At 38.4% G+C, this 388-nt stretch carries 1 pseudogene; it reads left to right on the forward strand.

Going from position 1 to position 388, the window contains the following annotated elements:
- Positions 1-388, forward strand: a pseudogene (locus M9Q43_RS14140) (hypothetical protein); the annotation flags it as partial.

Below are 388 nucleotides of genomic sequence, written 5' to 3' on the forward strand. Positions count from 1 at the left end.
CAGCAAACGACGGAATAGATACAGATGGTGATGGCTTATGTGACATTGGAGATATTGATGATGATAATGATGGTATTACAGATATTGAAGAGCAAAATGGAAATCCTACATTAGATACAGACGGAGATGGAATAATTGATAGTTTTGATTTAGATTCAGATGGAGATGGCGTGAATGATGTTTTTGAAGCTGGTCATGGAGAATCTGATGCAAATAATGATGGTATGGTTGATGGTTCAGTTGGAGCTAATGGTATGCCAGATGCCACAGAAGGTGGTATTGATGGAGCTGGACCAGATTATACTTCTCAAGATTCTGATGGTGATGGAGTTCATGATTTCCAAGATGTAGATGATGATGGTGACTTAGTAGATACAGAGTTTGAGAA

The organism is Flavobacterium odoriferum (assembly GCF_025499515.1).
Classification (GTDB): Bacteria; Bacteroidota; Bacteroidia; order Flavobacteriales; family Flavobacteriaceae; genus Flavobacterium; species Flavobacterium odoriferum.